At 72.6% G+C, this 24,692-nt stretch carries 22 protein-coding genes, 1 tRNA gene and 1 pseudogene; 17 read left to right on the top strand and 7 right to left on the bottom strand.

Annotation, left to right across the window (positions count from 1 at the left end):
- Positions 1-210: 210 nt before the first annotated feature.
- Positions 211-867, bottom strand: coding sequence for an SDR family oxidoreductase (locus tag QDR37_RS13230; RefSeq protein WP_279714257.1), 657 nt, complete (start codon positions 865-867; stop codon positions 211-213).
- Between the two features lie 73 nt (positions 868-940).
- Between QDR37_RS13230 and trxA the strand changes: the two genes are divergently transcribed.
- Both trxA and QDR37_RS13220 read left to right on the top strand, forming a co-directional pair.
- On the top strand, positions 941-1,321 hold the full coding sequence (gene trxA, locus QDR37_RS13225; RefSeq protein ID WP_279714256.1) for a thioredoxin: 381 nt from the start codon (positions 941-943) through the stop codon (positions 1,319-1,321).
- 151 nt (positions 1,322-1,472) lie between these two features.
- Complete coding sequence (locus QDR37_RS13220; RefSeq protein WP_279714255.1) at positions 1,473-2,339, top strand: aldo/keto reductase; 867 nt, start codon at positions 1,473-1,475, stop codon at positions 2,337-2,339.
- Positions 2,340-2,409: 70 nt separating this feature from the next.
- Here the strand turns inward: QDR37_RS13220 and QDR37_RS13215 are convergent, their stop codons facing one another.
- A complete protein-coding gene (locus QDR37_RS13215; protein ID WP_279714254.1) occupies positions 2,410-3,672 on the bottom strand; it encodes an FAD-dependent oxidoreductase in 1,263 nt (420 codons plus the stop codon).
- A gap of 59 nt (positions 3,673-3,731) precedes the next feature.
- Here QDR37_RS13215 and QDR37_RS13210 point away from each other — a divergent pair, with 59 nt between their 5' ends.
- The 4 genes from QDR37_RS13210 (at position 3,732) to QDR37_RS13195 (ending at position 7,013) form a co-directional block, all read left to right on the top strand.
- Positions 3,732-4,481 carry an NAD(P)H-binding protein gene (locus QDR37_RS13210; RefSeq protein WP_279714253.1) on the top strand — a complete coding sequence of 250 codons (750 nt, stop codon included), beginning with the start codon at positions 3,732-3,734 and terminating at the stop codon, positions 4,479-4,481.
- 77 nt (positions 4,482-4,558) lie between these two features.
- Positions 4,559-5,482: an alkaline phosphatase family protein gene (locus QDR37_RS13205; RefSeq protein ID WP_279714252.1), complete on the top strand. Its 924-nt coding sequence runs from the start codon at positions 4,559-4,561 to the stop codon at positions 5,480-5,482.
- Between the two features lie 69 nt (positions 5,483-5,551).
- Positions 5,552-5,625 (top strand) — tRNA-Pro (locus QDR37_RS13200).
- 236 nt (positions 5,626-5,861) lie between these two features.
- Entirely contained in the window at positions 5,862-7,013 is a 1,152-nt protein-coding gene (locus QDR37_RS13195; RefSeq protein ID WP_279714251.1) for an AGE family epimerase/isomerase, read from the top strand.
- An 86-nt stretch (positions 7,014-7,099) separates the two neighbouring features.
- Here QDR37_RS13195 and QDR37_RS13190 read toward each other — a convergent pair whose 3' ends face one another.
- On the bottom strand, positions 7,100-7,759 hold the full coding sequence (locus QDR37_RS13190) for a TetR/AcrR family transcriptional regulator (RefSeq protein WP_279714250.1): 660 nt from the start codon (positions 7,757-7,759) through the stop codon (positions 7,100-7,102).
- 96 nt (positions 7,760-7,855) lie between these two features.
- Between QDR37_RS13190 and QDR37_RS13185 the strand changes: the two genes are divergently transcribed.
- A complete protein-coding gene (locus QDR37_RS13185) occupies positions 7,856-8,308 on the top strand; it encodes a nuclear transport factor 2 family protein (RefSeq protein WP_279714249.1) in 453 nt (150 codons plus the stop codon).
- Positions 8,305-9,204, top strand: coding sequence for an NAD(P)H-binding protein (locus tag QDR37_RS13180; RefSeq protein WP_279714248.1), 900 nt, complete (start codon positions 8,305-8,307; stop codon positions 9,202-9,204). The genes QDR37_RS13185 and QDR37_RS13180 overlap by 4 nt, the downstream gene beginning before the upstream one ends.
- 154 nt (positions 9,205-9,358) lie before the next feature.
- Here QDR37_RS13180 and QDR37_RS13175 read toward each other — a convergent pair whose 3' ends face one another.
- Positions 9,359-10,582 carry an MFS transporter gene (locus QDR37_RS13175; RefSeq protein ID WP_279714247.1) on the bottom strand — a complete coding sequence of 408 codons (1,224 nt, stop codon included), beginning with the start codon at positions 10,580-10,582 and terminating at the stop codon, positions 9,359-9,361.
- 193 nt (positions 10,583-10,775) lie between these two features.
- Between QDR37_RS13175 and QDR37_RS13170 the strand changes: the two genes are divergently transcribed.
- The 4 genes from QDR37_RS13170 to QDR37_RS13155 all read left to right on the top strand — a co-directional run bounded on the left by QDR37_RS13170 (position 10,776) and on the right by QDR37_RS13155 (position 15,576).
- Positions 10,776-11,330, top strand: coding sequence for a sugar O-acetyltransferase (locus QDR37_RS13170; RefSeq protein ID WP_279714870.1), 555 nt, complete (start codon positions 10,776-10,778; stop codon positions 11,328-11,330).
- Entirely contained in the window at positions 11,327-11,887 is a 561-nt protein-coding gene (locus QDR37_RS13165; protein ID WP_279714246.1) for a TetR family transcriptional regulator, read from the top strand. The genes QDR37_RS13170 and QDR37_RS13165 overlap by 4 nt, the downstream gene beginning before the upstream one ends.
- 132 nt (positions 11,888-12,019) lie before the next feature.
- Positions 12,020-13,519 carry an NAD(P)/FAD-dependent oxidoreductase gene (locus tag QDR37_RS13160; RefSeq protein WP_279714245.1) on the top strand — a complete coding sequence of 500 codons (1,500 nt, stop codon included), beginning with the start codon at positions 12,020-12,022 and terminating at the stop codon, positions 13,517-13,519.
- A gap of 56 nt (positions 13,520-13,575) precedes the next feature.
- Positions 13,576-15,576: an aldo/keto reductase gene (locus tag QDR37_RS13155; RefSeq protein ID WP_279714244.1), complete on the top strand. Its 2,001-nt coding sequence runs from the start codon at positions 13,576-13,578 to the stop codon at positions 15,574-15,576.
- A gap of 196 nt (positions 15,577-15,772) precedes the next feature.
- Here the strand turns inward: QDR37_RS13155 and sfnG are convergent, their stop codons facing one another.
- Both sfnG and QDR37_RS13145 read right to left on the bottom strand, forming a co-directional pair.
- The gene (sfnG, locus tag QDR37_RS13150; protein ID WP_279714243.1) at positions 15,773-16,912 is read right to left on the bottom strand and encodes a dimethylsulfone monooxygenase SfnG; all 1,140 of its coding nucleotides are present in this window, start codon (positions 16,910-16,912) and stop codon (positions 15,773-15,775) included.
- A 130-nt stretch (positions 16,913-17,042) separates the two neighbouring features.
- A pseudogene (locus QDR37_RS13145) lies at positions 17,043-17,279 on the bottom strand (FMN reductase); the annotation flags it as partial.
- A 54-nt stretch (positions 17,280-17,333) separates the two neighbouring features.
- Between QDR37_RS13145 and QDR37_RS13140 the strand changes: the two are divergent.
- Together QDR37_RS13140 and QDR37_RS13135 are read left to right on the top strand one after the other, a co-directional pair.
- Complete coding sequence (locus QDR37_RS13140) at positions 17,334-18,053, top strand: ABC transporter ATP-binding protein (RefSeq protein WP_279714241.1); 720 nt, start codon at positions 17,334-17,336, stop codon at positions 18,051-18,053.
- Positions 18,050-18,781 carry an ABC transporter permease gene (locus tag QDR37_RS13135; RefSeq protein WP_279714240.1) on the top strand — a complete coding sequence of 244 codons (732 nt, stop codon included), beginning with the start codon at positions 18,050-18,052 and terminating at the stop codon, positions 18,779-18,781. The genes QDR37_RS13140 and QDR37_RS13135 overlap by 4 nt, the downstream gene beginning before the upstream one ends.
- 13 nt (positions 18,782-18,794) lie before the next feature.
- Here QDR37_RS13135 and QDR37_RS13130 read toward each other — a convergent pair whose 3' ends face one another.
- On the bottom strand, positions 18,795-19,898 hold the full coding sequence (locus QDR37_RS13130; protein ID WP_279714239.1) for a transaldolase family protein: 1,104 nt from the start codon (positions 19,896-19,898) through the stop codon (positions 18,795-18,797).
- A 318-nt stretch (positions 19,899-20,216) separates the two neighbouring features.
- On the opposite strand from QDR37_RS13130, the gene QDR37_RS13125 reads away from it, so the two are divergent.
- Genes QDR37_RS13125 through iolD form a run of 3 tightly spaced genes read left to right on the top strand, consistent with a single transcriptional unit; the run spans position 20,217 to position 24,631 of the window.
- Positions 20,217-21,749 (top strand): CoA-acylating methylmalonate-semialdehyde dehydrogenase, encoded by a 1,533-nt coding sequence (locus QDR37_RS13125; protein ID WP_279714238.1) that lies wholly within the window; start codon positions 20,217-20,219, stop codon positions 21,747-21,749.
- 57 nt (positions 21,750-21,806) lie between these two features.
- Positions 21,807-22,694 carry a 5-deoxy-glucuronate isomerase gene (iolB, locus tag QDR37_RS13120; RefSeq protein ID WP_279714237.1) on the top strand — a complete coding sequence of 296 codons (888 nt, stop codon included), beginning with the start codon at positions 21,807-21,809 and terminating at the stop codon, positions 22,692-22,694.
- Positions 22,691-24,631, top strand: coding sequence for a 3D-(3,5/4)-trihydroxycyclohexane-1,2-dione acylhydrolase (decyclizing) (gene iolD, locus QDR37_RS13115; protein WP_279714236.1), 1,941 nt, complete (start codon positions 22,691-22,693; stop codon positions 24,629-24,631). Before iolB ends, iolD begins: the two co-directional genes overlap by 4 nt.
- Positions 24,632-24,692 lie beyond the last annotated feature (61 nt).

Raw genomic sequence — 24,692 nt, 5'->3', positions numbered from 1 at the left:
TCGATGGCTGTGCCGCGAGCGTACGGACGCCGGCAGTGCCGTCCCTGCGGCGCCGTCACGGGACGAAACGCCGGGCGGGGCGGCAGCGCCCGCTGCCACGGCCCCCGCCACGGATTCGGTCCAGCCGCGGCGTCGCCACGGATCCGGGCCAGGGGCCGGATCCGCTGCCGCCGACCGAATCGGTGGCGGTCGGGTATGCGCCGCCGGGCGCTAGCGCAGCGACGCGAGCGCCGCCGAGATCGTGGTGTCGCCCCGGGTCACCTCGAACTGCGCGCCGATCGTCGAGTCGTCCTCGAGCACCGCGACGAGCAGCGCGGCGACGTCGGCCCTGGCGATGTCGCCCGAGGGCAGTCGCTCGCCGATCTCGACCGCGTCGGTCGCGGGGCCGTCGGTGAGGCGCCCGGGGCGCACGATCGTCCAGTCGAGCCCGCTGTCGCGGAGCGCCGCGTCCGCGTCGCGCTTCGCCTCCACGTAGGCCCGCCACACCGGCTCGGTGTCGTCGGGCAGCGGCTCGTCGACGCCCATCGCCGAGACCTGCACGAAGCGCCGGATCCCGGCGCGCTCCGCCGCCTCGATCGACTTGAGCGACCCCTCCAGGTCGACGGTGCGCTTGCGCTCCGCGTTGCCGTCCGCGCCGCCCCCGGCGCTGAACACGACCGCGTCGGCACGGCCGAACGCGTCGGCGAAGTCGCCGACGTCGCTGCCCTCGATGTCGAGCAGGAAGGGCACCGCGCCCGCGTGCTCGACGTCGGCGCCCTGCTCCGTGCGGCGGATCAGGGACCGGACGCGGTGGCCCTGCCGGCTCAGCGCCTGCGCCAGCAGGAGCGCGACCTTGCCGTGGCCGCCGACGATCGCGATGGTGCTCATGCCGGGCACGATAGCCACCGGGTGCGGCGCATCCGCCGGGAACAACGTCCGCGGGAGCGCGGTTGTTGGTGACATGGCAACGACGACGCTGACGATCGAGAACCACAACGACACGGTCGCCGAGGGCACCGTGCTCATCGACTTCTGGGCGGCCTGGTGCGGTCCGTGCCGCCAGTTCGCGCCGGTCTTCGAGCAGTCGAGCGAGCAGCACCCCGACATCACGTTCGCGAAGGTCGACACCGAGGACCAGCAGCAGCTGTCCGCGATGTACGGCATCACCTCGATCCCGACCCTCGTGGTGTACCGCGACGGCATCCCCGTGTTCGGCCAGCCCGGCGCCCTCCCCGGCCAGGCCCTCGAGTCGCTGATCGAGCAGGTGCAGGCCCTCGACATGGACCAGGTGCGCGAGCAGTGGGCCGCGCAGCAGGCGCAGGCCGAGGTCGCGCAGGCCTGACGGCTCTCGTCCGGGACGAGCGCCGGTGGTACCCGCCACCGGCGCTCCTCCCGTGTCCCGGGCGGTCTCGCCGTCCGGCCGACGCTCAGCACTCGGGCTCCGTCCAGCCGGTGACGCGTCAACTCGGAGCACCACCCGTGGAGGAGGAACCATGACCGACACCACCACCCTCGCTGCCGCATCCGGCACGTTCACGCTCGGCGGCGACCTCACCGTTCACCGGCTCGGCTTCGGCAGCATGCAGCTCACCGGCAAGGGCGTGTGGGGCTCGCCGAAGGATCCCGACGAGGCCCGCCGCGTGCTGCGCCGCGCCGTCGAGCTCGGCGTGAACCTGATCGACACCGCCGACTCCTACGGCCCGTACGTCGCCGAGGAGCTCATCGCCGAGGCGCTGCACCCGTACCGGGACGGCCTCGTCATCGCGACGAAGGCCGGCCTCACGCGCACCGGCCCGAATGTCTGGCCGCCGCTCGGCCGTCCCGAGTACCTGCGCCAGGAGGCCCTCATGAGCCTCCGCCGCCTGAAGCTCGACACGATCGACCTGTTCCAGCTGCACCGCATCGACCCGCAGGTGCCGCTCGAGGACCAGGTCGGCGAGCTGAAGAAGCTGCAGGACGAGGGCAAGATCCGCCACATCGGCCTCTCCGAGGTGTCCGTCGAGCAGCTGCAGGCGGCGCAGGCGATCGCGACGATCGTCTCGGTGCAGAACCTCTACAACCTCGCCAAGCGCGACGCGGAGCCGCTGCTCGACTACTCGGAGCAGCAGGGCATCGCCTTCATCCCGTGGTTCCCGCTCGCGACCGGTGGCCTCGCGAAGCCCGGCGGCAGGCTCGACGAGCTCGCGACCAAGCACCACGCGTCGCCGTCGCAGCTCGCGCTCGCGTGGCTGCTGCGCCGCTCACCGGTGATGCTGCCGATCCCCGGCACCTCGAGCGTCGCGCACCTCGAGGACAACATGCGGGCCGCCGAGCTCGACCTGTCGGACGACGAGGTCGCGGAGCTCGAGCGCGCCGTCTGAGTCGCACCCGTGCTGAGGGGAGGGGCGCCGGCCTTCCGGTGCCCCTCCCGTCGGCGCAGCCCGTGTCGGCTCAGGCGGCGATGCGCTCCGGTCGCAGGCCGTAGACGAACACCGTCGGCAGCAGCCGCGTGATCGGGCTGCGCAGCAGCGCCCGCACCGGCGCGGGCGGCGAGAGCGGGCGAGCCGAAGGCTTCAGGGTGAGGGCGAGCACCCGGTCCTGCCCGAACGCCTGGATGCGTTGCGTCAGCACGGTCGCCCACTCGCGGCGGCGCTGCACGCGGTCGAGCAGCGCCGGGTTCAGGGTCCTCGCGAAGCGGTCCGGGTCGGCCTGGGCCTCGAGCAGCGGCAGGCCGAGCAGGTTCGCGGTCGCGACCGCGTCGCCGACGGCGAGGTTGATGCCGATGCCGCCCATCGGCGACATGGTGTGCGCGGCGTCGCCGATCGCGAGGATCCCGGGCGCCGACCACTCGCGGAGCCGCTCGATCGTGACCGAGAGCAGCTTCACCTCGTCCCAGTCGCCGATCGCGTCGAGCCGGTCGCGCATCCACGGCGCGATACCGCCCACCCGCTCACGGAACGCGGGCAGCCCCGCCGCCCGGATCGCGGCGTCGGAGCCCTTCGCGACGATCAGCGCGACCTGCCAGTAGTCCCGCCGGTTGATCGCGACGACCGCCCCGCCGCGGCCGAGCACACCCCGCAGGTCGCTGGGGTCGCCCTCATGGCGGGCGATGCGGAACCAGAGCACGTCGATGGGGGAGCCGAGCTCGACGATCCCGCCCGGCAGCTCGGAGCGGAGCACGGAGTGGCGGCCCTCGGCGTCGACCGTGAGCACCGCCCGCAGCTCGTGCTCCGCGCCGTCCTTGCGGTAGCGCAGGCCGCGCACGCCGCCGCGATCGCGGACCACCCTTGTCGTCTCCGCCTCCATCAGCAGCGTGAACGCGGGGTACTGCCGCGCGTGCCGCACGAGGAGGTCGAGCAGATCCCACTGCGGCGCGAGCGCGACCGTGTGGAACGGGTGACGCCGGTTCACCTCGGCGAGCTCCTGATGCACGAGGGGCCCCTCGGACGTGCCGAAGTCGATCGCCGACATCCTGCCCCGCACGAGCGCGTCGAACTCGTCGAGCAGCCCGAGCTGCTGCAGCACGACCTGCGTCGACGGGTGCACGGTGTCGCCGCGGAAGTCGCGGAGGAAGTCGGCGTGCTTCTCGAGCACCACGACCTCGACGCCGGCCCGCGCGAGCAGCAGCCCGAGCATGACCCCGGCCGGCCCACCGCCCGAGATCGCCACCGTCGTCGAGTCCGGCGCCGCGCCCGCTTCCGTCGTCGCGTCCATGGGACCTCCTCGTCCGTCGCCATCCTCCCGCCGATCCGCCCTTCTGGGAGCATCGGTCCATGCGGATCTGCGTGCTGGGCGGGACGGGGACGATCGGGCGGCTCGTCGTGGCGGAGCTGCGGGAGCGGCAGCACGCCGCAGCACCCCTGTCGCGGAAGGGCGGCGTCGACGCGCTCACCGGCGCCGGCCTCGTCGAGGCGATCGCCGGTGCCGACGCCGTGGTCTCCTGCCTGAACATCCCGACGGTGTCCGCGGGGAAGGCGATCACGTTCTTCTCGGCCACGGCCCGGAACGCCGCGCGCGCGGTGCTCGAGGCCCGCGTGCCGCATCTCGTCGACCTGTCGATCCTCGGCGTGGAGCGACCGGACGTGCAGGCGGGCTACGGCTACTACCGCGGCAAGGCCGCGGAGGAGCGGACGCTCTCGGCCTCCGGCGCCCCGGTGACGCTCGTGAAGACGGCGCAGTGGTTCGAGCTGACCGAGACGCTGCTCGCGGCGCGCGTCGGCACCCTCTCGGTCGTGCCCCGGTTCCCGTCGCAGCCGATGGCGGCGGCCGCGGCCGCGGCGGTCCTCGCGGACGTCGTCGAGGCCGGACCGGGCGGCCCGACACGACTCGCGGCCGGTCCCGAGCCACGCGACCTCGCGGACCTCGCGGCGACCGTCGGCGCCCGCCGCATCCCGCGGCAGCGGGTGCTCAGGGTGCAGCTGCGCGGCGCAGCCGGCCGGATGCTCCGCTCCGGCGCGCTGCTGCCCGGGCCCGACGTGCCGCGGCTCGGCCCGACGTTCGAGGAGTGGCTCGAGCACCGCTGACCCGGTCGGCCCGGTCCTTCCGACGGGGCCGGAGGTCCTGCACCGCAAGCGGCCGCGGCGCGCGTACCGTCGGTCCGATGACCGCCCCTCTGCGTCGTCGCATCGCGCGGCGCTCCGTGCTGACCACGATGGGCGTCGCCGCCGTGGCCGCTGCGCTGGTCGGGTGCGCCCCGTCCGCCGCGGCCCCGGCACGGACGTCCGCTGCGGTGGCGAAGCCGTCCGCCGCTCCCGTCTCGACGCTCGCGCCGCGCACGAGCCCCGTGCCGCGACCCGCGCACGTCGTGATCGTGATCGAGGAGAACAAGGCGTACGACGAGGTCGCGTCGCAGTCGTTCCTCGCGCGCGCCGCGAAGCTCGGCGTCACGTTCACCGACTTCCGCGCGACCCGGCACCCGAGCGAACCGAACTACGTCGCGATGTGGTCCGGCTCGACCCACGGCATCGACTCGGACGCCTGCCCGGTCGACCTCGGGTCCGCGCCGTCCTTCGGCTCGCAGCTGCTCGACGCCGGACGCAGCGTCGCCATCTACTCCGAGGACCTGCCGAACCCGGGCTACCTCGGCTGCACCGCCGGCGCGTACGCCCGCAAGCACAACCCGCTCGCCGACTTCTCCGCCACCGCGGGCGCCGCGCACAACCTCCCGTTCTCCGCGTTCCCGACCGACTACGCGACGCTGCCCGACGTCGCCGTCGTCGTTCCGAACCTCGACGACGACATGCATGACGGCTCGGTCTCGGCCGGCAACGCGTGGCTCGAGCAGCACCTGAGCGGCTACCTGGACTGGGCGCGTACGCACGACTCGCTGCTCGTCACCACGTTCGACGAGGACGACAAGACGGCGAACAACCGCATCTACACCTCGATCGTCGGCCAGCGGGTGCAGCCGGGCACCGACGGGACGCCCATGACGCACTACCGGCTGCTGCACACGCTCGAGGCGGCGTTCGGCCTGCCGCCGCTCGGCGAGCCCGGAGCGGTGGTCACGGGCATCTGGCGCTGAAGCGGGGGGAGCCCGGCGGTCGCTACACTGTCGGAGGCTCGTCGCGGCATCACCCGGGACGCGTCGCCACGGGCTGTGGCGCAGCTTGGTAGCGCACTTGACTGGGGGTCAAGGGGTCGCAGGTTCAAATCCTGTCAGCCCGACCGTGCAGGGCCTGATCAGAAGAGGGTTTCACTCTCGCTGGTCGGGCCCTTTCGCTGTCCGAGGGGCGTTCGGTGCGTCGTGAGTGCACCGGTTCTCGCGGACACTTCCGGCACAGCCTCTGAAGCGTCTGCCTGTCAGCGTCGTCGAGCAGGCTCGCGACGCGCCGGCGGTCCGGCGGCCATGAGTGCACGCCGGACGGGCGCGCGATGTGAACGGCCCGAAGAAGGGACCACGCATGGACGTGAACAACGTCGCCTGGTGCGCGCAGGAGGAGCAGCGCCTGCTGGCGTTCCCTCGCGCGCTCGTGAGGCCCGACGGGGACGCGGTCGTGCTGGACTTCGACGGCAGTGACACCGGGCGATCGGCTCCGACGTACCTCACCGGCCGGACCGCCCATGTCGCCGCGCTCGCCGGCTATCGGGGCTCGCCGACCGCGGCGCGCGACGCTCACCGGCTGCGGCTCCGCCTGATCGAGCAGGGACCGCACGGGTGGACCGATGACCCGCCGGTCGGGGAGGCGCCCTGGTCGCTCTACGCGCTGAGCTTCGTCATCCTCGCCGCTGCGACCGGTACCGGGTCGGGTTCACCGGAGGCGTCGACGCTGCTCCAGCTCGCGCTGAACCGGCTCGAGAACGACTTCTGGGACACCGACCGCGGGCTCCCCGTCGACCGCGTGCGCCGTGATGGCAGCCAGACCGACTACCGCGGGCTGAACGGGGCCATGCACCTGACCGAAGCGCTCTTCGCCGCGTGGGCGGCGACCGGGGACGACCGGTACCGCGATCGCGCGATCGGGATGTGTCGGTTCGTCATCGACAGCGCTCGATCGCGGGCGTGGCGGATCTGCGAGCACTACGACGACCGCTGGAACCCGCAGCCCGACTTCAACCGCGACGCGCCGGACCATGCGTTCCTGCCGTTCGGCTCGACACCGGGACACGGGTTCGAATGGGCCCGCCTCATCGCCCAGTCCACCGATCTACCAGGCACAGAGGGGTTCCACGACGCCGCGGAAGCGCTCTACCGCCGTGCCGTCGTGGACGGCTGGCACCGGCTCGGCAGCGGCGGGTTCGTCTACACCGTGGACTGGAGCGGCTCGCCCTGCAGCACGCGGGAGCTGCATTGGGTGGCCGCCGAAGCGTTGGCGGCGGCCTCTGTGCTCGAGCGCGTGCTCGGGACGGCATCGAGCGTGGCCGGGGACGCGGACCGGTGGCTCGATCACATCCGGAACCGCTTCGTCGATGAGCGGCACGGCTCATGGACGCAGGAGATCGGGCGAGCGCCGGCGCCGAAGCCCGACCTGTACCACGCCGTGCAGGCGATGCTGATCCCACAGCTGCCGGTCGCGCCGAGCCTGCTCGCGGCGGTCCAGGAACGGCGCGGTTGATCGCAGCGGTTCGCCTTCCGAACGCACGGTTCGAGAGCGTGAAGGCGACCTCCGTGTGCCGTGCTCCGCCTCGAACAGGAACCGGGTCAGAGCAGGTTCGCGATGAGGGTTCGGGCGATGAACCGGCCGTACTCCTCGGGGCTTCGGCCGCGCTTGCCGACCAGGCTCTCGTACAGCTCGGCGGTCGTGCAGGCGAACATCACGTCGGCGGCCTCGCTGGGTGTCAGTCCCGGACGGAGGAGTCGCTTGGCGATCAGCTGCCGCGCGTTGTGCAGCATCCGCCGATACCGCGCGTCGTCGACCTCGCGCAGCAGGGCGGCCATGTCCGCATCGCCGCTCGCTGCGGCATCGCGGATGAGCAGCACGATCGGGGCGTCCAGCGGGCCGACCTCCGCGGCGAAGCGGCCGAACTGCTCCATGAGCGCGACCGCATCGGTGGCCGTCGTCTGGGCGAGGTCGGAACGCTGCTCCGCGGGGAGGGTGCCCACGCCGAGCAGGCTCTGCTCCTGGATCGCCCGCACCAAGCCGGCCTTGCCGCCGAAGTTCTTGTACACCGACTCGGCGGACACACCGGCAGCCCGCGCGATCTGCGCGATCGTCGTCCCCCCGAACCCCTGAGAGAGGAACAGCTCTCGGGCATGCGCGAGCACCCTGCCGCGCGACTCCTCGGCGAGCTCCCGCCGCCGCCGCCCGTCGTAGGGCCGCCTCCCACTCGGCGCCGCTTCACCGTTGACCTCGCCGATCACGCAGATGTAGCCTCCAATCAATACAGCCTACTGTAATGAAGACGGACCTCAGCAGGCTGAGGGTCCCGTCGTCGAAGGCGCGAAGGGGTCCTCACCGTGGTCGAGCTCCCAGATCTGAACCGGGTTCCAGACGGCCCGGTGCGGCGCATGTTCGCCGCTGCCCGACGCCACGACCTCGACGCGATGGTCGCCGAGTTCGCCGAGGACTACGTCAACATCACCCCCAACCATCCCGGTCGGGACTTCGTCGGACGTGATCAGGTCCGATCCAACTGGTCCGCGCTCTTCGCCGGGATCCCCGATCTCGCTGTGGAGGTCAGAGACGCGGTGGCGGCTCCCGACGGCACGGTCTGGGTCGAGTGGACGTCCCGGGGAACGCGACGCGACGGCGTGCCGGTCGAGCAGGCCGGCGTCGGCATCTTCACGCTGCGCGAGGGCCGGCTCGCTGCCGTGCGCTTCTACCTCGAGCCCGTCGAGCGGGACTCCGGGGACGTTGCCAGGGCCGTCCAGAGCGTGGTCGGTGCCGATGGGCGCGACGCGCCGTCATGATCCTCGTCGTCGGCGGGACCGGTGACCTCGGCGGCCGTGTCGTCCAGCGGCTGCGCGCGGAGGCGCGGCAGGTGCGCTGCCTTCTGCGGTCCGGCAGTGACGACACCGGGCTCCGTGCGCTCGGGGCGCAGGTCGTTCGCGGTGACCTCACCGAGCGCGCCACCCTCGCCGCTGCGTGCGAGGGGATCGACACGGTGATCGCGACGGCGACCGCGATCACGAGGCGCCTCACCGGGAGGAGCTCGGCGACGGTGCGCGCCGTCGACGAGGAGGGCATGCTCGCACTGGTGGACGCCGCCGAGGAGGCCGGGGTGGCCCGCTTCGTCTACGTCTCCTTCGCGGGTGCCGGTACCGGTGGCGGCGTCAGCACGCCCCTGGAGCGGGCAAAGGTGGAAGTCGAGCGGCGCATGGCTCGTTCAGCGATGCGGCCGGTCGTCGTCCGGCCGGACGGCTTTCAGGAGGTGCAGCTGTCGCCCGTAGGTCGGTTCGATGTGGCTTCGGGGAAGGTGGCGCTCATCGGCAAGGGCGAGACGACGCGGCGCTGGGTGGCGACGGAGGACGTCGCCGCGCTCCTCGTAGCGCTCGCCTTCGAGCCGGACCCGCCGAGCTCGATCGAGTTCGGTGGACCCGAGAGCCTCACGATGAACGAGGCGGTCGCGATCGCCTCCGAAGCCGCCCGCCGTGCGATGACGGTGCAGCATCTGCCGCGCCCGGTCGCACGCCTCCTCGTGCGCGTGCTGGCCCGGCCCAACGACGCGCTCGCATCAGCACTCGGAGCCGGGCTGCTCGCCGATCTCCGCGAGGCCACCTGGGACGACGGGGCCCTGCGCGTGCGGGGCATCGACCCCACCCCGGCGAGTCGGTTCATCCGGGGGCAGGTGCGCACGGCGGTCTAGCGGCGGGTCCGTCCCCTGGTCGGGCGGTCGTCGACAGCCGCATGTCGTCGAGGGAGCGGTGATCCGGCGGTCCGCTGCTCCTGGCGCGGATCGGCGCGTCGTGCCGGCCCGCACGGGGTGTGGCACGACCCCTGCCGGCCCCGCGCCTGCTTCCTCACTCCGTCGTCGGCGTCCGGATGGCTTTCGCCCCCGGTGCGTGGCGTGCCGCGCCGGCGAAGACGACGGTGACGAGCGCGGTGGCGAGGACGACGAGCAGGGCGTTCCGGATGCCGACCGCGCTGCCCAGGAAGCCCAGCACGGGCGGCCCGATGAGCGAGGCGGCGTAGCCGGCGGCGGCCACCGCGCTGGCCCGACGGGCGGCATGGCGCGGGTCGTCGCCGGCCGCGGACATCGCGACGGGGAAGCCGAGCGCGGTGCCGATGCCCCAGAGCAGCACGCCGAGCGCGCCCGCCACGATGTTCGGGGCGAGGACCACGGCGAGGATGCCGGCCGCGGCGAGCAGGATGCTGACGCGGAGGACGGGGGCGCGGCCGAACCGGTCGATGAACCGTCCGCCGCTGAAGCGCCCGATCGCCATCGCGAGCCCGAACAGGGCGTAGACGATCGAGCCGATCGCCGCGGTGCCCCGGAAGCCGTCGACGACGATCAGCGGGAGCCAGTCGTTGGCCGAGCCCTCCGCGAGGGCCATCCCCAGGATGACGACCATCAGCGCGACGACGCGCGCGTCCATCCAGCCGGCTGCGGTCCCCGGGGTGGCGCTGTGCGGCGATGCGTCCAGCGCGGCGACGACGCCGCTGTCCGCGGGCAGCTGACGCACGAGCCAGAGGGACGCGCCCGCCCCCAGGGCCACGACGACGCCGAGGTGCAGCAGGACGGGGACCTGCGCCGCGTTGCAGAGCAGCCCGATCGCGCCGCCCAGGAAGACGCCGAAGCTGTAGCAGCCGTGCAGCCCGGGCACGATCGAGCGACCCGCCCGCGCCTCGAGCGCGACGGCTTCGATGTTCTGGCCGATCTCGCCGGACCCCATGCCGTAGCCGAAAATCGCGAGGCCCAGCGCAATGAGGGGCCCGAGGGCGATCACCGCGCCGACCGCGACCACGACCAGGCCACCGAGGATGAGCCCCATCCCCAGCGCCACGAGCGCCCGCGCGCCGATGCGCGAGACCAGGAGCCCACCGAACGAGATGCCGAGGACCGCGCCGATCGACAGGCCGAAGATGATCAGCCCCATCTCCGCCGTCGAGGCGTGCAAGCCGTCCCGCATCGCCGGCGTCCTCGAGACCCAGCTCGCCATGCCGATCCCCGTGATGAGGAAGGCGGCCGCCAAGGCGAGGTGCAGGCGCCGGAGGGAGGCTGCAGCAGGGGTCGGAGCGCTCATTGGATTGGTCCTCGAGTAGGTTCCCGGCCGCGTGCACGGGGTGTGTACGATCGTACACTGCGGCGTGTACGATCGTACGCATGAAGGGTACGGCATGACGGAGCAGCAGCCCACCGGCGCGACGACCGAAGAGAACACGGAGACGACCCTGTTGGACACCGAGAAGGACTGGTTCGAGGGCGACACCCGCACGATGCGTGAGCGGATGCTCGCCGGCGACCTCTACATCGGCGGCACCGACCCCGAGAGCGCTCGGGTCGCGCAACGCGGCGCGCAGCTCGCGCACGCCTACCACCAGGCTGCCATCGCCGACGAGCGCCTCGCCCGACCGCTGCTCGAGGCACTGCTCGGCACCCTCGGCGAGGACGCCTTCGTCAAGCCGCCGATCTACGTCGACTACGGCGAGAACATCCATCTCGGCGCCCGCAGCTTCATCAACTCCAGCTGCACCGCGCTCGACGTCGCGCCCATCACCATCGGTGAGGACTGCATGATCGGACCCGACGTGCAGCTGCTCACCCCCACCCACCCCATCGACCCGGCGCCGCGCAGGGCGCACCTCGAGGCCGCCCTGCCGATCACCATCGGGAACAACGTGTGGCTCGGCGGCGGTGTCATCGTCTGCCCCGGCGTGACCATCGGCGACAACAGCGTCATCGGTGCCGGCTCCGTGGTCACGCGCGACATCCCGGCGAACGTGATCGCCGTCGGCAGCCCGGCGCGCGTGATCCGCAGCATCGACGGATGAGCGCCGTCCCGCCGCCCGCCAGGCGCACCGATCCCGAGCGCCGCGACCGCATCATCGACGCGGCGCTCGAGGTGATCGCCCGGGACGGTGTCGCCGGCACCTCGCATCGCAGGGTCGCCGCCGCGGCCGACGTCCCGCTCGGCTCGATGACCTACCACTTCACCGGGATGGACGAGCTGCTCGACGAGGCGTTCACGCGATTCGCGGACCGAGCCGCTGACGGCTTCGCCGACCGATTCGGCGCAGCCACGTCTCGGGAGGAGGCGGTCGAGGCCGTCGTGGCGCTGCTCGAGCAGGACCCCCTGGCCGACGCCCACGACCTCGTGCTCACCCACGAGCTCTACACCCTCGCCGCCCGCGACCCGCGGTACCGGCGCATCACCGAGCACTGGCTCGAACGCAACCACACGACGCTCACCCGCCACTTCGACCCGACGACGGCCCGGATCGTCGACGCCCTCATCGAGGGCGTGACGCTCCACCGAGCGCTCGGCGCACCCCGCTCCCGGACGACCGAGGCGGTCGAGGCCGTCCGGCGAGCGACCAGAGCGGGCTGAACGACGGCAGCAGGCGAGGGCACCTCGACGACGGTGCCGTCACCCAGAGCACGGGCCTCCCGCGGCGTTCACCCTTCGGTGACGGGGCACCCGTGCAGGTCGAGGGCCACTCGCGACCGATAGCGTCGCGGCATGGAGCCTGTCGACGTCGCGATCGTGGGCGGCGGGCACAACGGCCTCGTCGCCGCCGCCTATCTCGCCCGGGCCGGGTTGTCGGTGACCGTCTTCGAGCGGCTCGAGCACACGGGCGGCGCAGCGGTCTCCGAGCGCGTGTTCGCCGGCGTCGACGCGCGGCTGTCGCGCTACTCCTACCTCGTGAGCCTGCTGCCCGACCGGATCCGGCACGATCTGGATCTCGCGGTGCCACTCGTGCGGCGCCGGTACTCCTCCTACACCCCGGTCGGGAGCACGGGGCTGCTGATCGACACGGCGGATGAGGAAGCGACCGCGGCGTCGTTCGCGCGGATCGGGGCGGCCGGCGACGTGCGCGCCTTCCGGCACTGGCAGGAGGACATGGCAGCGGTCGCCGCAGCCGTCTGGCCGACCCTGACGGAGCCGCTGCTCTCCCAGGACGCTCTTCGGGACCGGGTGGGCGAGCGGCTATGGCACGACGTCTTCGCCCGACCGATCGGCGAGACGCTGCGGGAGCGATTCGACAGCGACGTCCTCCGAGGCGTGCTCGCGACCGACGCGCTGATCGGCACCTTCGCCTCCCTCGACGACCCGACGCTCGTCCAGAACGCGTGCCTGCTCTACCACGTGGTCGGCGGCGGCACGGGGGACTGGGACGTCCCGGTGCACGGCATGGGCGCGGTCACCGACGCGCTCGCGGAGGCAGCGAGGAGCGCGGGCGCCCGGATCGTGACCGGCGCGGACGTGCTCGCGATCGACCCGGACGGCACCGTCGAGACCGCCGACCGGGCGGTCCGGGCAGGCCGCGTGCTCGTGAACGCGGCGCCCGCCGAGCTCTCGCGGCTGCTCGGCGAGTCCAGCGGCCAGGCGCCCGAGGGGGCGCAGATCAAGGTGAACATGCTGCTGCGGCGCCTCCCGCGCCTTCGCGATCGCACGGTCACGCCGGAGGAGGCGTTCGCCGGTACCTTCCACGTCCACGAGACGCTGTCGGAGCTGGAGTCGGCGCATGCGGCCGCCGTCGCGGGCAGGCTGCCCGACCCGGTTCCGGTGGAGCTCTACTGCCACACGCTCTCGGACCGCTCCATACTCGGCCCGGAGCTGGCCGCGTCGGACGCCCAGACGCTCACCGCGTTCGCGCTGCAGGTGCCGCACCGGCTCGGCGTCGACCGCGCGACGGCCCAGGCGGCGGTGCTCGCGTCCCTCGACTCCGTGATCGCCGAGCCGATCGAGGCGCTCCTGCTGCCCGGCGAACACGGCGAGCCGTGCATCGAGACCCGCACCACCGCCGACCTCGAGGCCGAGCTCCGACTGCCGGGCGGCAACATCTTCCACGCCCCGCTGGCGTTCCCGCACCGATCGGCCTCCGGCGCCGAGGGCGAGTGGGGCGTCCGCACCGCGCACGAGCGGATCCTCCTCTGCGGCGCGGGCTCGACTCGCGGCGGCGGCGTCTCGGGGCTCGGCGGCTTCGCGGCGGCGCAGGAGGTGCTCACCTCCCGGTGAGCGGACGGCGTGGAGCGAGGGAGCAGCAGGGCGATGGAGGCAGGGGAGACGTGGTCGTGAATGGACAGCTGCGCTGGGGGATCCTCGGCACGGGCCGCATCGCCCACACCTTCGCCGCCGCGCTCGGTGAGACGGACACGGGCGTGCTCACGGCGGTGGCGAGTCGGCGGCAGGCTGATGCGGACCGGTTCGGCGACGAGTTCGCCGTCCCCAGCCGGCACGGGTCGTACGAATCGCTGCTCGCGGACCCCGAGGTCGACGCGGTCTACATCGCGCCCCCGCATCCCCTCCACGCGGAGTGGGCGATCCGAGCCGCGGAGGCGGGCAAGCACATCCTGTGCGAGAAGCCGCTCACCCTGAACCACCCCACGTCCATGGCGGTGGTCCAGGCGGCGCAGCGCAACGACGTCTTCCTGATGGAAGCGTTCATGTACCGCTGCCATCCCCAGACGCAGCGACTCGTCGACCTCATCCGAGACGGGGCGATCGGGCAGGTGCGGCTCATCGAGGCGACCTTCAGCTTCCGAGCGCCCAGCGCGCCGGGATCACGGCTCTACAGCAGCGCACTCGGGGGCGGCGGGATCCTCGACGTCGGGGGCTACTGCACCTCCATGGCGCGGCTCATCGCCGGTGCAGCGAGCGGTGCGGCGGCGTCAGCGGATCCCATCGAGGTGCACGCCGCGGGGCACCTCGGGGAGACCGGCGTCGACGAGTACGCAGCAGCGCTGCTCACCTTCCCGGGCGACATCATCGCCCGGGTCTCCACCGGTGTCGCGGTGAACCAGGAGAACGTGGTCCGGGTCTACGGCACCGAGGGGGACATCCTGCTGCCGTCGCCGTGGTTCGCCGGCGGCGAGCGGGAGAGCGTGCTGCACGTCACTCGGGCCGGGCAGACGCAGGTGGTCACCGAGCAGCACGCCAAGAGCGCGTACGCGTTCGAAGCCGACGTCGTGGCGAGGAGCATCGAGGCGCGGCAGGCGCCGTGGCCTGCGATGACGCTCGCGGACTCCCTCGGGAACATGAGGACCCTGGACCGGTGGCGTCACGCGATCGGCCTCGAGTACCCGCAGGAGCAGCTGCAGCACCAGACGGCGCCCACGAGCGGACGCCCGCTCCGGCGCCGTCACGGCAGCACCATGCCCTACGGCCGGATCGACGGGGTGGAGAAGCCCGTCTCGCGTCTCGCGATGGGGACGATGATCGAGGACGCCGAGCTCCCCGCGGTGCAGGGGCCGGTGCTCTTCGACGGCTTCTTCGAGGCCGGCGGCACCTGCTTCGACACCGCCCACCTGTACCGGGGCGGGCAGTCGGAGGAGGTGTTCGGGCAGTGGATGCGGAGCCGCGGCGTCCGCGACGACGTGGTGGTGCTCGGCAAGGGTGCGGCGACGCCGTACTGCGATCCCGAGAACCTGACCCGGCAGCTGCTGCTGAGCCTCGAGCGGATGCAGACCGACTACGTCGACCTGTACATGATGCATCGCGACAACGAGGCCATCCCCGTCGGAGAGTTCGTCGACGTGCTGAACGAGCATCGCCAGGCCGGCCGGATGCGCGCCTTCGGCGTCTCGAACTGGTCGCTCGCCCGCGTCGAGGAGGCGAACAGGTATGCCGCGGCGCACGGGCTCACCGGCTTCGCGGCGCTCAGCAACAACTTCAGCCTCGCGCGCCTCGTCGAGCCGATCTGGCCCGGCAGCATCGCGACCAACGACGCAAAGTCCCGCGCCTGGTTCACGAGGACCCAGACGCCGCTGTTCCCGTGGTCGAGCCAGGCCCGGGGCTTCTTCGCCAACGGCTCCCGCGACGACACGAGCGACCCCGAGCTCGTGCGCTGCTGGTACTCGGACGACAACTTCGAGCGCCTCGATCGCGTCCGCGTGCTCGCCGAGCAGCGGGGCGTGCGCCCGATCACCATCGCGCTCGCCTACGTGCTCGCCCAGCCGTTCCCGACCTTCCCCCTCATCGGGCCACGGTCGTTGCACGAGCTGGAGACCTCGCTCCCGGCGCTCGGCGTCGAGCTGACTCCGGACGAGGTGGCGTGGCTCAACCTGGAGGGCTGACAGCGCGGCCGGTCGCCGTGGCGCCGCCTGCCGCCCCGCTGCGACGATGGCCGCACTCCGCCTGAGGCAGATGCGGGAGCTCGCGGGGGGACCGCTCTTCCCTCGGCCGCCCGCCTGATCGCGAGCGGTTCGAGGCGTTCGCGATCACTGCCGGGACCGCAGCAGGCGAGGTCGGCCTTCCCCTTCAACCGGCGCGTCAGGCCGGCTGCAGGCTCCCGGTGCGGACCGCTTCGGCCTCGAGCTCGCGGACGATGGGCAGCACCGTCGCCCCGAAGTGCTCGATGTCGTCGATGAAGTGGAGGAATCCGAGCAGGAAGAGGTCGACGCCGTGCCGCTTGTACTCGACGATGCGGCGCGCGATCTGCTCGGGCGTCCCGATCAGGCCGGTGCGGAAGCCGTCGTTGTACTGGACCAGGTCGCGGAAGGTCGAGTCCGCCCACATCCCTCGCCCGTCGCCGGTCGACCGTCCCGCCTGCCGGACGGCTTCGCGGAACCCTTCGACGGCGTCCGGGTTCGCCTTGGCGATGATCTCCTCGAGGACGTCCTGCGCCTCGCTCTCGGTGTCGCGGGCGACGACGAACGCGTTCAGGCCGAACCGCACCCGGCCCGCGCGGCCCGCGCGCTCGGCCTCCGCGGTGACCTCGCGGTACTGCTCGTCGAAGCCGTCGAAGTCCTTGCCGTTGCTGAAGTACCAGTCCGCGACGCGGCCGCCCATGCCGCGCGCATCCGTGGAGTTGCCGCCCATGAAGATCTCCGGGTGCGGGCGCCCTTCGACCGGCCACGGCTTCGGCTGCATGTTGAAGTCGTGCACCCGGTAGAAGTCCCCGTTGAACTCCACGCGCTCCCTGGTCCACAGGTCGCGCACGACCCGGATGAACTCCTCGCTGCGGCGGTACCGCTCGCCGTGCTCGAGCCACGGCTCGCCGAGACCGGTGAACTCGCCCTTGAACCAGCCGGAGACGACGTTGATGGCTGCTCTGCCGTGCGACAGGTGGTCCGCGGTCGTGATCCACTTCGCCAGCACCGCCGGGTGCCACAGCCCCGGATGGATCGCGGAGATGACCTTCAGCCGCTCCGTGTTCAGCAGCAGACCGAGCGAGAAGGAGGTCGACTCGTGCTGCTGGTCCGCGCCGTAGGAGGCGGTGTACCGCACCTGCGACAGCGCGTAGTCGAAGCCGTTGCGCTCGGCGGCCTGCGCGAGCCGGACGTTGTAGTCGAAGCCCCAGTCGGTCCGCTGCTCGATGTCCGAGGTGACGAGGCCTCCGGAGACGTTGGGGACCCAGTAGGCGAACCGCAGCTGGTCGTCGGTCGTGGCCTGCAGCGATGCATCCGTCATGACGCGACACCGTAGAGGCGGCGTCCCGGGTCGCGCCGGATTGTTTCGACTCGTGACCCCGCCCGGCGACGATGCGGCCGAGGCGGAGGCCACGTGAGATCCGCCGTCGAGCGAGGGAAGCCCGCTTCCCTCAGAACGTGTCCGGCCTCCCGACCGCGACGAGCGGCGGGCGCGGCCGGAGGTGCGCGGCGAGCATCGGTGCGGTGCGGTCCGCCGCGGTGTCGATGCGTTCCCGCAGCGCCGGGGCGCGGATGCCGGAGGCGTCGAGGTCGCCGGCGTTGGCGAAGATGCCGAGCGGCAGGGTGAGGGACTGGAAGAAGGCGAACAGCGGTCGCATCTGGTGCTCGACGACGAGGGCGTGCCGGTCGAGCGCGTCCAGCACGGTCTTGACGGCGGTACGTCCGGCTGCTTTCTTCCAAGCATGGTGAACGCGCTCGCAGTGGAGGCGCGGGGGCTGACCGTGGTCCGCGGGCGGCGGGAGGTGCTGCACGACCTCTCGCTGGGGGTTCCAGCGGGCTCGGTGGTCGGGCTGCTCGGGCCGAGCGGCAGCGGGAAGACCACGCTGATGCGGTCCGTCGCAGGGAGCCAGCGGATCCGGAGCGGCACCCTGCGGGTCCTCGGGCTCACGGCTGGTTCGCGCTCGCTCCGGGCGCGGGTCGGGTACGCGACGCAGGCGGGCAGCGTCTACGACGATCTGACCGTCGAGCAGAACCTTCGGTACTTCGCCCGCGTGCTCGGCGCCCCGGCCGGGGATCCGTCCCGGGTGCTGGCGGAGGTCGACCTCGAGGACCACGCGAACCGGATGGTGGGCCGGCTGAGCGGCGGCCAGCGCAGCCGCGTGTCCCTCGGGGTCGCGCTGCTCGGGACGCCGGAGCTGCTCGTGCTCGACGAGCCGACCGTCGGGCTGGACCCCGTCCTGCGGGCGGACCTCTGGTCGCTGTTCCGGCGACTCGCCGACCGCGGGGTGACGCTCCTCGTGAGCAGTCACGTGATGGACGAGGCCCGCCGGTGCGACCGGATCCTGATCCTCCGCGAGGGGGCGCTGCTCGCCGATGAGACCCCCGAGGGGCTGCTCGCCCTCACCGGCACCGAGGACGCCGAGGACGCCTTCCTCGCCCTCGCGGGAGGGAAGGTCGCATGAACCCACGGCTGACAGCGGCGACGACACGGCGTGTGCTCGAGCAGATCCGGCACGACCCGCGCACGGTCGGGCTGCTGCTCGTGGTCCCGAGCCTGCTGATCGGTCTGATGGCCTGGATCTTCAACGACGGGCGGCTGTTCAGCGCGGTGGGTCCGGACCTGCTCGGTCTCTTCCCCTTCATCATCATGTTCCTCATCACCAGCATCACCACGCTGCGCGAGCGGCGCTCAGGGACGCTCGAACGCCTGATGACGACACCGCTCGGCAGGTTCGACTTCATCGTCGGCTACGCGATCGCCTTCGGACTGCTGGCGGTGGTGCAGTCCCTCATCGCCGTCGGCTTCGCCGTCTGGGTGTGCGGGCTGAGCGTGCAGGGGAACGCCTGGCTGCTCGTGCTCGTCGCGGTCGCCAACGCGCTGCTCGGCACGACCCTCGGGCTCTTCGCCAGCGCCTTCGCCGCCACGGAGTTCCAGGTCGTGCAGTTCATGCCGCTGCTCGTGTTCCCGCAGGCGCTGCTCGGGGGGATCTTCGTGCCGCGCGACCGCATGCCCGACGTGCTCCGCGCCATCTCCGACTGGCTCCCGCTCACCCACGCCATCGAGGCGTTCCAGCACGCAGCAGGCACCACGGACTCCGGGTCCGTGCTGCGCGAGGTCGCGGTCGTGCTCGCCTGGGCGGTCGCCTTCACGGCCCTCGGCTCCGTCACGTTGCGTCGCCGGACGGCGTGACGGAGGGGCGAGGTCACACCGCCGGGATGAGGATGTCGCGCACCAGGGCGTCGAGCTGCGCGTCGGCCTCGAGGAACTGCCGCAGCGTTCTGACGGTGGCGCCGAAGCGTTCGAACTCCGCGATCGTCATCCCGTCCTCGTCGTAGGCGCGGACGAACTCGGGCACCCGCTCCCGCAGGGTGGCGATGATCTCGGGGTCGACCGGCTCGTCGATGGCGTGCGGGCGGACCGGGATGCGGTTCTCGTTGATGCGCGCCTGCCAGTCGAACGGCGGGGACACCACGAGGTCGCCGCCCTGCAGCTCGCTCCACTGCAGGCTGTTCCGGAAGGCCGCGCAGAGGAGGCGGACCCGGTAGCCGCGTTCCTGGTAGAGGCGGTACGCCTTCTTCAGCGCGGCGACCCCCGCCCATTCGAAGTAGCCCGGCTCGATCAGCACGCGCTTCTTCGCGGCCCAGGCCTTCAGCCAGTCGTCCAGGCGGCCGGCCATGATCGTGCAGACGGAGCCGAACTCGTGCATCGGCAGTCCCTCGGCCTCGCGGCGGGCGAAGCCGCGCTCGATCGCTTCGGCGACCTGCACGGCCTGCGCGACGGTGAAGGACACGGTCGCGTTGATGCTGACGCCGCGGTAGGTGGCCTCCTCGATGGCTTCGATGCCGGTCCTCGTGGCGGGGATCTTCACGATGATGTTCGGTGCCAGCCCGGAGAAGCGGACCGCCTGCTCGGTCAGCGCTGCGGCGTCCCGGTGCAGCCGTGGATCGGTCTGCACGGACAGCCGCCCGTTGCGCCCGCCGCTCGCCTCGAACGCGGGCTCGAGCAGCTTCGCCGCCTGCACGGAGAGCGCCTCGACCGCACGCCAGCCGAGCTCGGACTCACCGGCGGTCGGATGCTCGTCCGCGAGCCGCCGGATCCGGGGTCCCCACTCGTCGAGGTGGGCGGTGATCGCCGTGCAGGCGATGACCGGGTTGCAGGTCGCGCCGACCGCGCCGAAGGCGATGGACTGCTCGAGCTCGACCGGATCCGCGGAGTCGTTCCAGAGCGCCGTGGGCGTCGTGTCGGCGGCGAGGCGGAGCGGGAGCGTGTCGGTCCGGTCAGGTCCCGGGTGCGTGGAGAGCGTCATCGTTCCTCCGGTGTACCAGGTGGACGAGCACGTCCGCCGGGCGCCCGACCCCTCGACGAGGCGGATCGGGGCGTCGCCCGCCGGGACCGTACGCTCGTCCCTGTCACGACATCCAATCCGAAGCCGGCCCTCGAGGCCGTCCCCGCGCGACGAGGCGAGTACACCGAGGTATGACCGACCTTCCCTTCAGCGCGCGCGACGTCGAGCCGGCCGCCACCCGCGGGGGCGGGCTCGCGCCCCTCGGCGGCCTCGACACGGGCGATGTCCGCCCGCTCGCCCGCTGACCCCCGCGCCCGATCCCGATCAGGAGACACCCTCATGACCGTCACGCAGCCGGACCTCCTTCCCGGCGGCACCGCCGCCCTCCCGACGGTGCCCCACTGGATCGGTGGCAGGACGGTGGAGAGCACCGGCGAGCGCACCGCCGACGTCTACGACCCCGCGCTCGGGACGGTCACGAAGCGGGTCGCGCTCGCCGGCGAGGGCGACATCGCGGCGGCCGTCGCGGCGGCGAAGGCCGCGTTCCCCGCCTGGCGCGACACGTCGCTCGCCAAGCGGCAGGCCGTCGTCTTCCGCTTCCGCGAGCTGCTCGAGTCCCGCAAGGGGGAGCTCGCGGAGATCATCACCGCCGAGCACGGCAAGGTCGTCTCCGACGCGCTCGGCGAGATCACCCGGGGGCAGGAGGTCGTCGAGTTCGCCACCGGGCTCGCGCACCACCTCAAGGGCGAGTTCTCGGAGCAGGTCTCGACCGGGGTGGACGCCTACTCCATCCGCCAGCCGCTCGGGGTGGTCGGCATCATCTCGCCGTTCAACTTCCCGGCGATGGTGCCGATGTGGTTCTTCCCGATCGCGATCGCGGCCGGGAACACCGTGATCCTGAAGCCGAGCGAGAAGGACCCCTCCGCGGCGAACTGGCTCGGGGCGCTGTGGACGGAGGCGGGTCTGCCGGACGGCGTCTTCAACGTGCTGCACGGCGACAAGGTGGCCGTCGACGGGCTGCTCGCGCACGAGGACGTCCGGTCGATCTCGTTCGTCGGGTCCACCCCGATCGCGCGGTACATCTACGAGACGGCGGCGAAGCACGGGAAGCGGGTGCAGGCCCTCGGTGGCGCGAAGAACCACATGCTCGTGCTGCCCGACGCCGACCTCGACCTCGTCGCCGACTCCGCGATCAACGCCGGCTTCGGCTCCGCGGGGGAGCGGTGCATGGCGATCTCCGTCGTCGTCGCCGTCGAGCCGGTCGCCGACGAGCTGGTCGCCAGGATCCGCGAGCGCATGAGCACCCTGCGGATCGGGGACGGCCGGCGGTCGTGCGACATGGGGCCGCTCGTGACGAAGCAGCACCGCGACAAGGTCGCCTCGTACGTCGACATCGCGATCGAGGACGGGGCCGACGTCGTCGTCGACGGGCGCGACGTGCAGGCCGACGGCGACCCGAACGGGTTCTGGTTCGGCCCGACGCTGCTCGATCGGGTGCCGACCACCTCGCGCGTCTACCGCGAGGAGATCTTCGGGCCCGTCCTCTCGGTCGTCCGCGTGGCCTCGTACGAGGACGGCGTCGCGCTCATCAACGCCGGCGCCTTCGGCAACGGCACCGCGATCTTCACGAACGATGGCGGCGCCGCCCGGCGGTTCCAGCACGAGGTGGAGGTCGGCATGATCGGGGTGAACGTGCCCATCCCCGTCCCCGTGGCGACGTTCTCCTTCGGCGGCTGGAAGGACTCGTTCTTCGGCGACACGAAGGCCCACGGTGCGGAGGGCGTGAAGTTCTTCACGCAGCAGAAGGCGATCACCTCCCGATGGCTCGACCCGAGCCATGGCGGCGTCGACCTCGGCTTCCCGCAGAACTGACAGGGCCGCGGCACGGACCGGACGCCGGTCCGTGCCGGCGCATCCGGAAGGACGTCGATGACGGTGAACGAGTGGCTGTTCCCACGAGGCTCGCTGGCGCGCGACGGCTGGGAGTCGGTGGTGGACGGCTCGCTGCCCGGCTGGCAGCACACCGGGCTGCGCGTCGCGCAGCTGGACGGCACGATCGCGCTGCCGGCGGCGCCCGTCGAACGCATGGTCGTGCCCCTCGCCGGTTCGTTCACCGTCACCGCCGATGCGCACCGCTGGACGCTCGCCGGCCGGGCCTCCGTGTTCGACGGGCCGACGGACGTGCTCTACCTCGGCGTCGGCACCGGCGCCCGCATCGAGGGTGAGGGCCGGGTCGCGGTCGCCGAGGCTGCCGCGACCGCGGTGCTGCCGGCCGTCCACCTGCCGCGGCGCGACGTCCCGGTCGAGATCCGCGGCGCGGGCAGGTCCACCCGGCAGGTGCACAACTTCGGTACCCCTGGCGCGCTGCCGGCCGAGAAGCTGATCGTCTGCGAGGTCGTGACGCCCGCCGAGAACTGGTCGTCGTACCCGCCCCACAAGCACGACGAGGCCACGCCCGGCGAGAGCCGGCTCGAGGAGATCTACTACTTCGAGGCCGCCGTCAGCCGCGGGGTGGCGGCGCCGCGAAGCGCCGCGCCCTTCGGGCTCTTCGCCGCCTACTCGTCGCCCGCCGGCGAGATCGACACCGATGCCGTGGTGACCACCGGCGACATCGCGCTCGTGCCGTTCGGCTACCACGGCCCGGCCGCCGCGGCGCCCGGGTACGACCTGTACTACTTGAACGTGATGGCGGGACCGGACCCCGAGCGCGCCTGGCGGATCAGCGACGACCCCGCGCACGGGTGGGTCCGCGACACCTGGCTCGGCCAGCGGTCCGACCCCCGCCTCCCGTACCTCCCGAAGGAGCACGACGCATGACGAGCACGCTGCCCACCGCGACCGGCGCGGACGACGCGCCCCGGACCCGCACGATGACCGTCGCGCAGGCGCTCGTGGAGTTCCTCGCGAACCAGTGGACCGTCGACGGCGACGTCCGCGAGCGCACGATCGCCGGCACGCTCGGCATCTTCGGCCACGGCAACGTCGCCGGCCTCGGCCAGGCGCTGCTGCAGTCGCACCTCGCGCAGCCCGGCCTCATGCCGTACCACCAGGCGCGCAACGAGCAGGCGATGGTGCACCAGGCGGTCGGCTACGCCCGCATGCACCGCCGGCGCGGCACCCTCGCCGCCGCCGCGTCCGTCGGTCCCGGCGCCGCGAACATGCTGACGGGCGCGGCGCTCGCCACCGCGAACCGGCTGCCGGTGCTGCTGCTGCCGAGCGACACGTTCGCGACCCGGGTCGCCGACCCCGTGCTGCAGCAGCTCGAGCACCCCCACGACCTCGGGCTGCAGGTCACCGACGCGTTCCGTCCCGTGTCCCGCTTCTTCGACCGCGTGCAGCGGCCCGAGCAGCTGTTCTCCATCGCGCTCGCAGCGATGCGGGTGCTCACCGATCCCGCCGAGACGGGTGCCGTGACGATCGCGCTGCCCGAGGACGTGCAGGCCGAGCGGCTCGAGGTGCCCGTCGAGTTCCTCGAACCGCGTGAGTGGCATCTCCGCCGCCCCGTGCCGGAGCCCGGTGAGCTGGCCCGCGCCGTCGCGGCCGTCCGCGCTGCCCGGGCGCCGATCGTCGTCGCCGGCGGCGGCGTGCTCTACTCGGGCGCCGAGCAGGAGCTCGCCGCCTTCGTCGAGGCGACCGGCATCCCCGTCGGGGCGACCCAGGCCGGGGTCGGATCGCTGCCGTGGGACCACCCGCAGTACCTCGGCGGGATCGGCGCGACCGGCTCGACCGCCGCCAACCGCATCGCGGCGAGCGCCGACCTCGTGGTCGGCGTCGGGACGCGCTACAGCGACTTCACGACCGCGAGCCGGACGGCGTTCCAGCGGCAGGGCGTGCGGTTCGTCAACATCAACGTCGCCCCGTTCGACGCCTACAAGCACGGCACGCGGCTGCCCGTCGTCGCCGACGCGCGCAGCGCGCTCGAGGCGCTGACGGCAGCGCTCCAGGGCTACGAGGTCGCGGCCGGTCACGCCGAGCGGGTCGCGTCGGAGAAGGCCTCCTGGGACGCGGTGGTCGACCGGGCGCTCGCCCCGAGCGGCGCCGAGCTGCCCGGCCAGCCCGAGGTGATCGGCGCCGTGCTCGCCGCGAGCGACCCGACCGACGTGCTCGTCCAGGCCGCCGGGTCCCTGCCCGGCGACCTGCACAAGCTGTGGCGGGTGCGCGACCCGCTCGGCTACCACGTCGAGTACGCCTTCTCCACGATGGGCTACGAGATCGCCGGTGGCATCGGCGTCCGCCGCGGCGCACCCGACCGCGACGTGCTCGTGATGGTCGGCGACGGCTCCTACCTGATGCTGCACACCGAGCTCCTCACCGCCGTCGCGGAGGGCATCAAGATCGTCGTCGTGCTCGTGCAGAACCACGGCTACGCCTCCATCGGGAACCTCTCCGAATCCGTCGGCTCGAACCGCTTCGGCACGAGGTACCGCACCCAGGACCCCGTGACCTTCGATTTCCTCGACGAGCAGTACCTCCCGGTCGACCTCGCGGCGAACGCGCGCTCCTACGGCGTCGACGTGCTCGAGGTCCCGCGCGGTCCCGGTGCGGCGGAGCGGCTGACCGAGGCCGTGCGCGCGGCCAAGGCGGCCGACCGCATCACCCTCGTGCACGTCGAGACCGACCCGCTCGTCCCCGCACCGGACGGCGAGGGCTGGTGGGACGTCCCCGTGGCCGCGATCTCGGAGCTGCCGAGCACCACCGATGCGCGGACCGCCTACGAGCGCGGGGTCGCGCGGCAGAAGCCGCTGCTCGGCTGAACGACGTCGCAGCTCCCCGGCACCGCGTCGGCCCGGCCGGGCCGCCGGCGGGAGCACACGG

The sequence above is a fragment of the Amnibacterium sp. CER49 genome (genome assembly GCF_029846255.1).
Classification (GTDB): Bacteria; Actinomycetota; Actinomycetes; order Actinomycetales; family Microbacteriaceae; genus Amnibacterium.
The sequence above is the reverse complement of the archived record's forward strand: the minus strand, read 5'-3'. Positions and strand labels throughout refer to the sequence as shown.